This is a genomic window from Stenotrophomonas sp. P5_B8 (assembly GCF_054049855.1).
The window spans coordinates 1-6,960 of the sequence record NZ_JBFULO010000194.1 but is presented as its reverse complement, the minus strand read 5'-3'; the positions used below and the strand labels follow the sequence as shown (position 1 = coordinate 6,960).

The 6,960-nt window shown below is 67.1% G+C and carries 6 protein-coding genes; 4 read left to right on the top strand and 2 right to left on the bottom strand.

Features of this window, described 5'->3' with window-relative positions:
• Positions 1–1,051, bottom strand: a 1,051-nt coding sequence (locus ACXJKH_RS11850; RefSeq protein ID WP_457319586.1) for a trypsin-like peptidase domain-containing protein, incomplete at its 3' end; no start/stop codon positions are given.
• A gap of 304 nt (positions 1,052–1,355) precedes the next feature.
• Between ACXJKH_RS11850 and ACXJKH_RS11845 the strand changes: the two genes are divergently transcribed.
• The 4 genes from ACXJKH_RS11845 (at position 1,356) to ACXJKH_RS11830 (ending at position 6,280) form a co-directional block, all read left to right on the top strand.
• Positions 1,356–3,512, top strand: coding sequence for an adenosylcobalamin-dependent ribonucleoside-diphosphate reductase (locus ACXJKH_RS11845; protein ID WP_457319585.1), 2,157 nt, complete (start codon positions 1,356–1,358; stop codon positions 3,510–3,512).
• Between the two features lie 181 nt (positions 3,513–3,693).
• Complete coding sequence (locus ACXJKH_RS11840) at positions 3,694–4,647, top strand: histone (RefSeq protein WP_457319584.1); 954 nt, start codon at positions 3,694–3,696, stop codon at positions 4,645–4,647.
• A gap of 87 nt (positions 4,648–4,734) precedes the next feature.
• On the top strand, positions 4,735–5,484 hold the full coding sequence (locus ACXJKH_RS11835; RefSeq protein WP_457319583.1) for a TSCPD domain-containing protein: 750 nt from the start codon (positions 4,735–4,737) through the stop codon (positions 5,482–5,484).
• Positions 5,485–5,602: 118 nt separating this feature from the next.
• Positions 5,603–6,280, top strand: a complete 678-nt coding sequence (locus tag ACXJKH_RS11830) for a hypothetical protein (RefSeq protein WP_457319582.1) — start codon at positions 5,603–5,605, stop codon at positions 6,278–6,280.
• 51 nt (positions 6,281–6,331) lie between these two features.
• Here ACXJKH_RS11830 and ACXJKH_RS11825 read toward each other — a convergent pair whose 3' ends face one another.
• Positions 6,332–6,901, bottom strand: coding sequence for a metal-dependent hydrolase (locus ACXJKH_RS11825; RefSeq protein ID WP_457319581.1), 570 nt, complete (start codon positions 6,899–6,901; stop codon positions 6,332–6,334).
• Positions 6,902–6,960 lie beyond the last annotated feature (59 nt).

The window sequence follows — 6,960 nt, the reverse complement described above, 5'->3', positions numbered from 1 at the left end:
CTTCCACGTTGTGCAGGGCCTGCGCGCTGTYCACGCGCTGGCCGTTGGCGCTCACCACCACATCGCCCGGCCGCAGCCCGGCCGCGGCGGCGCCGGACCCGGCCAGCACGCGCGTCACCAGCGCGCCACGCGATTCGGTCAGGCCCAGCCCCTGGGCGATCTGCTGGGTGAGGTTCTGCGCTTCCACGCCGAGCGTGCCGCGCACCACCACGCCATGCTTGACCAACTGGTCGACCACGTCGCGGGCAAGGTTGGACGGAATGGCCAGGCCCAGGCCGATGTTGCCGGCCATGCTGCCCTGCGGATTGAAGCTGGCCGTATTGATGCCCACCAGCTGGCCCTGCAGGTTGACCAGCGCGCCACCGGAGTTGCCCGGGTTGATCGACGCATCGGTCTGGATGAAGTTCTGGTAGCCCAGCCCGCGGATGCCGCTGCGGCCCACCGCCGAGACGATGCCCGAGGTCACCGTCTGGCTGAAGCCGAACGGGTTGCCGATGGCCACCACGAAGTCGCCCACGCGCAGCTGTTCGCTGTTGCCCAGCGGCAGCGCGGTGAGCTTGTCGGCGGGGATGCGGATCAGTGCGATGTCGGTATCGCGGTCCGAACCGAGGAACTCGGCCTTCACCGTGCGCCCGTCGGCCAGCGTCACCTGCACGTCGTCGGCGTTGTCGATGACGTGGTGGTTGGTCAGCACCAGACCCGCGCTGGCGTCGATGATCACCCCCGAGCCCAGCGATTCGTTGATGCGTTCCTGCGGCACTTCGGGGAACAGCCGGCGCAGGATCGGATCGTTGAAGAACGGGTTGCGCACGCGCACCACCTGCTTGGTGTTGACGCTCACCACCGCCGGCATCACCCGCTCCAGCATCGGTGCCAGCGACGGCACCGTCTGCCCGGCGACCGCTGCCGGCAGTGCGGCCGTGGCGGGAATGGTGAGCGACACCGGTGCCGCTTCGGCACGGTTGTCCAGATGCGCGTTGATGGCCGTGGCGGTGAAGCCACCGAAGGCGGCGGCAAAGGCCAGCGTGAGCAGAGTCGGGAGCGGTCGCATGGTCCGGCGGTTCCGTATCGAAAGAGGTAAAGACATGCATACGGTAAAGCAAGCTGAATGAGTGTGTCCGCCCGCGCCTAAACCGCGAATGAAATCGGCCTCCATTCGCGCCCGCCGTCCCAGGCGCTGCGGCCCTCGGTCGGCGTTGACAGCGCCTTCGGCAGGGGTAAGCTGGGCAGGCATCGGCCACAAGATGTTGCGTCGCCGAGCAGGATTGCCCCAAGAGGTTGGGTTTGCTGTCCGGGGCAACGACACGCCGTCAACGATCAGGCCGTGGCCCGTGCCTGATGGAGCCTGCCCTGCGATGAGCACGCTGCCCCTGGACCAGATCCGCGACGCAGGCGCCGATGCCGACGGCGTACCGCTGCAGCCGGCCTCGCTGGATATCTGGGACCGCAAATACCGCCTCAAGACCCGGCAGGGCGAACCGCTGGATGCGGACATCGACGCCACCTACCTGCGCGTGGCCCGCGCGCTGGCCGATGCGGAAACCACCGCCGAACTGCGCCAGCACTGGAACGAGCGCTTCACCTGGGCACTGCGCCGTGGCGCGATCCCGGCCGGGCGGATCATCTCCAACGCCGGCGCGCAGGCGCACAAGCCGGCCACCAGCACGATCAACTGCACCGTCTCGGGCACCATCGAAGACTCGATGGACGGCATCCTGCAGAAGGTCCACGAAGCCGGGCTCACCCTCAAGGCCGGCTGCGGCATCGGCTATGAGTTCAGTACGTTGCGACCGCGCGGGGCGTTCGTCGCCGGGGCCGGCGCGCACACCTCCGGGCCGATGTCCTTCATGGATATCTTCGACAAGATGTGTTTCACCGTGTCCTCGGCCGGGGGGCGGCGCGGTGCGCAGATGGGTACCTTCGATGTGTCGCATCCGGACGTGCGCGAGTTCATCCGCGCCAAGCGCGAAGACGGCCGGCTGCGCCAGTTCAACCTGTCGCTGCTGATCACCGACGGCTTCATGCAGGCCATCGAAGACGATGCCGACTGGCCGCTGCTGTTCCCGCTGACCCGCGCCGAAGCGGCCGACCAGGACCTGGCCGACCAGGCACAGGTGCAGTGGCGGTCGTGGCCGACCCATCGCGGGTACGTGGTGCGCGAGGATGGCCTGGTCGCCTGCCGGGTGTATGGCCAGCTGCGTGCGCGGCACCTGTGGGACATGATCATGGTGTCCACCTACGACTATGCCGAGCCCGGTTTCATCCTCATCGACCGGGTCAACGAGATGAACAACGCCTGGTGGTGCGAAGACATCCGCGCGACCAACCCGTGCGGGGAGCAGCCGCTGCCGCCCTACGGCGCCTGCCTGCTCGGCTCGGTCAACCTCACCCGCTTCGTGCGCGACCCGTTCACCGCGCAGGCCCGCTTCGACTGGGACCAATACAAGGAGGTGGTGCGGGTGTTCACCCGCATGCTCGACAACGTGGTCGAGGTCAATGGCCTGCCGCTGGAACAGCAGCGCCAGGAGATCCTGCGCAAGCGCCGGCACGGAATGGGCTTCCTCGGCCTCGGCTCGACCCTGGCGATGCTGCAGATGACCTATGGCGACCCGGCCTCGTGCGCGTTCACCGAGGACGTGGCCCGCGAGATGGCCATCGCCGGCTGGGAAACCGGGCTGGCGCTGGCCCGCGAAAAAGGGCCGGCGCCGATCATGCAGGAGACCGTCGAGGTGACCGCGGCGATGCTGCGCCAACGCCCGGAGATGGTCGACGACGGCTGGCGGGTTGGCCAGCAGGTGGAGGGCAGGGTGCTGCACGCGCGCTACAGCCGTTACATGCAGCGCATCGCCGAGGTCGCCCCGGCGCTGGTGGCGGAACTGGCCGAGGTCGGCGCGCGCTTCACCCACCACAGCTCGATCGCCCCCACCGGCACCATCAGCCTGTCGCTGGCCAACAACGCCTCCAACGGTATCGAGCCGTCCTTTGCCCACCACTACAGCCGCAACGTGATCGTCGAGGGCCGCAACAGCAAGGCGAAGGTGGACGTGTTCTCCTACGAACTGCTGGCCTACCGCCACCGGGTCAACCCGCGCGCGATGCCGTTTGCAGAAGCGCAGGACGCCCGGCTGCCGGCCTACTTCATCGCTGCCGACGACATTTCGCCCAAGGCCCACGTCGATGTCCAGGCCGCCGCGCAGAAGTGGGTGGACAGCTCGATCTCCAAGACCGCCAACGTCCCCACCGACTACCCCTACGAGCAGTTCAAGGACATCTACCGCTACGCCCACGCGCAGGGATTGAAGGGCTGCACCACCTTCCGTTTCAACCCGGCCGCGTTCCAGGGCGTGCTGGTCAAGGAGGCCGATCTGGAGAACACCACCTACCGTTTCGAGCTCGAAGACGGCGCAGTTGTGGAGGTAAAGGGCAACGAACAGATCGAGTACGACGGTCAATTGCACACCGCCGCCAATCTGTTCGACGCGCTCAAGGAGGGCTACTACGGCAAGTTCTGATTCATGTACGGAAGCTGTTTTAAAGGGGTTTGCTGCCGATGCCCGGTTGCCCGGGCGCACGCATCGCCGGCCCGCCAAGCACAGATGCGGCTCATGGGCTGCGACAAGACCGTTCCACGATGGACCGCGCCGGTATAGCATCGCCAGCGATTTGACTAACCAGCCCCTATAGGAGGCAATCATGAGCAACGGCAATGGTGTGACCGCGACCCTGACCCAGGGCGTCGACGAAGTGAAGGAAGTGGCTGGCAAAGTGGGCGAGACCATCGCCACCACCACTGAAGATGCGGTTGCCTCGGTGAAGAAGACCGTCAAGCGCGCACGCAAGGCTGCCACCACCCAGGTTGCCAAGGTCAAGAAGGCCGTGCAGAAGGCCGAGAAGACCGTCGCCAAGAAGGCTGACAAGGCGGCCAAGTCGGTCGGCAAGACCCTGGCCAGCGCCAAGAAGAAGCTGGAAGCGGCCAAGAGCAACGCCAAGGCCGAAGCTGCCTCGCTGAAGAAGCAGGTTGCCAAGAAGAAGGCCGCCGCCGAGAAKGCCGTGACCAAGACCACCAAGGCCGCCAAGAAGGTTGCCGGCAAGAAGGTCGCCACCGCCAAGAAGGCCGTGACCAAGAAGACCGCCGCCGCCAAGAAGGTCGTCGGCAAGAAGGTTGCCGTGGCCAAGAAGACTGTCGCCAAGAAGACCGCGACCGCCAAGAAGGTGGCTGGCAAGAAGACCGCCGTCGCCAAGAAGGCCGTCGGCAAGAAGGTCGCCGTGGCCAAGAAGACGGTCGCCAAGAAGTCGGCCGTGGCCAAGAAGGTCGTCGGCAAGAAGACCGCCGCCGCCAAGAAAGTGGTCGGCAAGAAGGTCGCCACCGCCAAGAAGGCCGTGACCAAGAAGACCGCAGCGGCCAAGAAGGTCGTTGGCAAGAAGACCACCGCGGCCAAGAAGGTGGTCGGCAAGAAGACCGCCGTTGCCCGCAAGACCGTCGGCAAGAAGGTCGCCGTGGCCAAGAAGGCTGTGGCCAAGAAGACCGCGACCGCCAAGAAGGCCGTGGCCAAGAAGACCGTAGCCCGCAAGGCTGCTCCGGCCAAGCGCGCCAGCGCTGCCAAGACCGTGGCCCGCAAGGCCCCGGCCAAGCGCGGCCGCAAGTAAGTCGGTAAGCACGGCGCCTGCCTCCGGGCAGGTGCCGTGACGCGGTCGCAGACGGGTACTCCCTGCAGGCGCACGAGGAACCGCACCATGGCTGTCAGGATCGACCAGAAGATCAAGGGCTACGCCGTGCTCACCCCCGAGGAGAAGACGCGCCAGGCCGCTGCCAGTGCAGCGCCCGCCCTCGCCACCGCCCCGGCCCTGGCACCCTCCGACAACATCGTGCAGATGCACGAGCGCATCGAGCGCCCCGACGTGTTGATCGGCAATACCTACAAGATCAAATCCCCGCTGGTGGAGCACGCCTTCTACGTGACCATCAACGACATCGTGCTCAACCCCGGCACCGAGCATGAGCTGCGGCGCCCGTTCGAAGTGTTCATCAACTCCAAGTCGATGGAGCATTTCCAGTGGATCGTCGCGCTGACCCGGATCATGTCCGCGGTGTTCCGCAAGGGCGGCGACGTGACGTTCCTGGTCGAAGAAATGAAGGCCGTGTTCGACYCGCGCGGTGGCTACTACAAGGCCGGCGGCGTCTACATGCCCTCGTTGGTGGCCGAGCTGGGCAGCATCATCGAAGCGCACCTCAAGTCGATCGGCCTGCTGCACGACCCCGAGCTGAGCCCGGCGCAACGCGCGCTGATCGCAGAAAAACGCCGCCAGTACGAGCAGCACGGCCCGGACAGTACCGCCGACCACGAGGAAGACTTGGCCGTCACCGGCGATGGTACGAGCTTCCCGCCGAGCGCCAGCATGTGCCACAAGTGCAACGCCCAGGCGCTGGTGATCCTGGATGGATGTGCGACGTGTTTGAACTGCGGGTATTCCAAGTGCGGGTGAGGGCGCCGGTGTCGCGCAGTGCCGGTACGGTGAGCCTCACCGCCGCGGGCGAACGACCTCTGTCGACGTAGTCTGTCCACGCGCCCTGCTAGGGTTGCCCCTCGACAAGGGAGACGCCATGCGCGGTCTAGATTTCAGTTCCTGGCAGGCCATGCTTTCCACCCTGGTGGGGTTGGCGGTGATCACCCTGATCGGCGTCGGCATCCGGCTGCTGGTGATGCAGACCCTGCAGCAGCGGCGCGAGCGCGAGAACCGGCAGATCAACGAGCGCCTGCGCACCCTGATCGCCGCCTACAAGGTGCTGGGCGGGTCGTTCACCGGTACGCTGCATGTCGACCCACGGCATCTGCGCGACCTGCACCGCGCCGCGCCGGACGATGCGCTGTCATTGCCCGACGGCGTCGACGCCGGCAGCGATCGCGCGCGGCGCATCCGCGACGCGGTGGAAGCCGCACTGTCGGACATCATCCTGCTCGGCACCGATGACCAGGTGCGGCTGGCCGCGCGCGCGGCCACCGAACTGGCGCAGGGTCGCCCGGTGCAGACCGCTGAACTGGTGGTGTCGCTGCGCGACTTCATCCGCGCCGCGCTCGACCTGGCGCCGATCCCGGCCAGCGTGGCCATCCCGCAGCAGGGGCCGGCCCGTCCCAGCGCCGGTACAAAGGGCAAGGGGGACGGCGACAAGGCCGGCGGCAAAGCTGGTGGGGGCGGCGGCGGTGGTGGCATGGGTGGGATGGGCGGTGGCGGGATGGGCGCCGGGCACGGCGCGGACGACGACAGTGGCCACGCACGTTGAGCAGGCCCGGCCGACCCGTCGGCCATTACGGCTTGCAGCGCCACGCAGGCGTCAACGCGGCAGGCTGATCGACCAGGCGACAAACGCGGCCCAGACCGGCGCAACGCACAGCGCCCAGGTATGCCATCGGCGCAACGCCGCACCGCGCGCCATCACAACCAGCGCGGCAAACACCGGCAGCAACACCCCCAGTTCGATCAGCAGGTTGCGCCACAGATAGACGTTGTCGAACTTCAGCGCGCCGGCACTGGGCAGCACACCCGGCAGGGACACCCCAGCCTGCAGTGGCCAGAACAGCGGCACCGGATGCGCGCCCACCAGCAGATCCAGCAGTGGGTGCGGGGCGCTGGCCGCCAGCAGCCACGGCAGCGCCAGTTGGACGCCAACGGCATTCGCCATCCGGTTCGCGGCCACCGCCGCGATCAATGCGAACAACAGGCTGTGGGTGAGACGCGGGTTGGCGCCATAGCCGAGCAGCCAGATCCCCAGATAGTCCAGGTCCGGACACACCGCGAGGAACACGAACGGCACTATCGCCGCCCGCGAGGGCGCCGGCGCGCGCGCGTTCCAGCAAAGGAAGGCGGTGAGGCCRGCGCAGGTATGGCCGGCAAGGGATGACATCGCGGCAGGACCGATGACCGTAGAGTGGTCAGGATCCTGCCTCTGCGTGGGCGGACGAT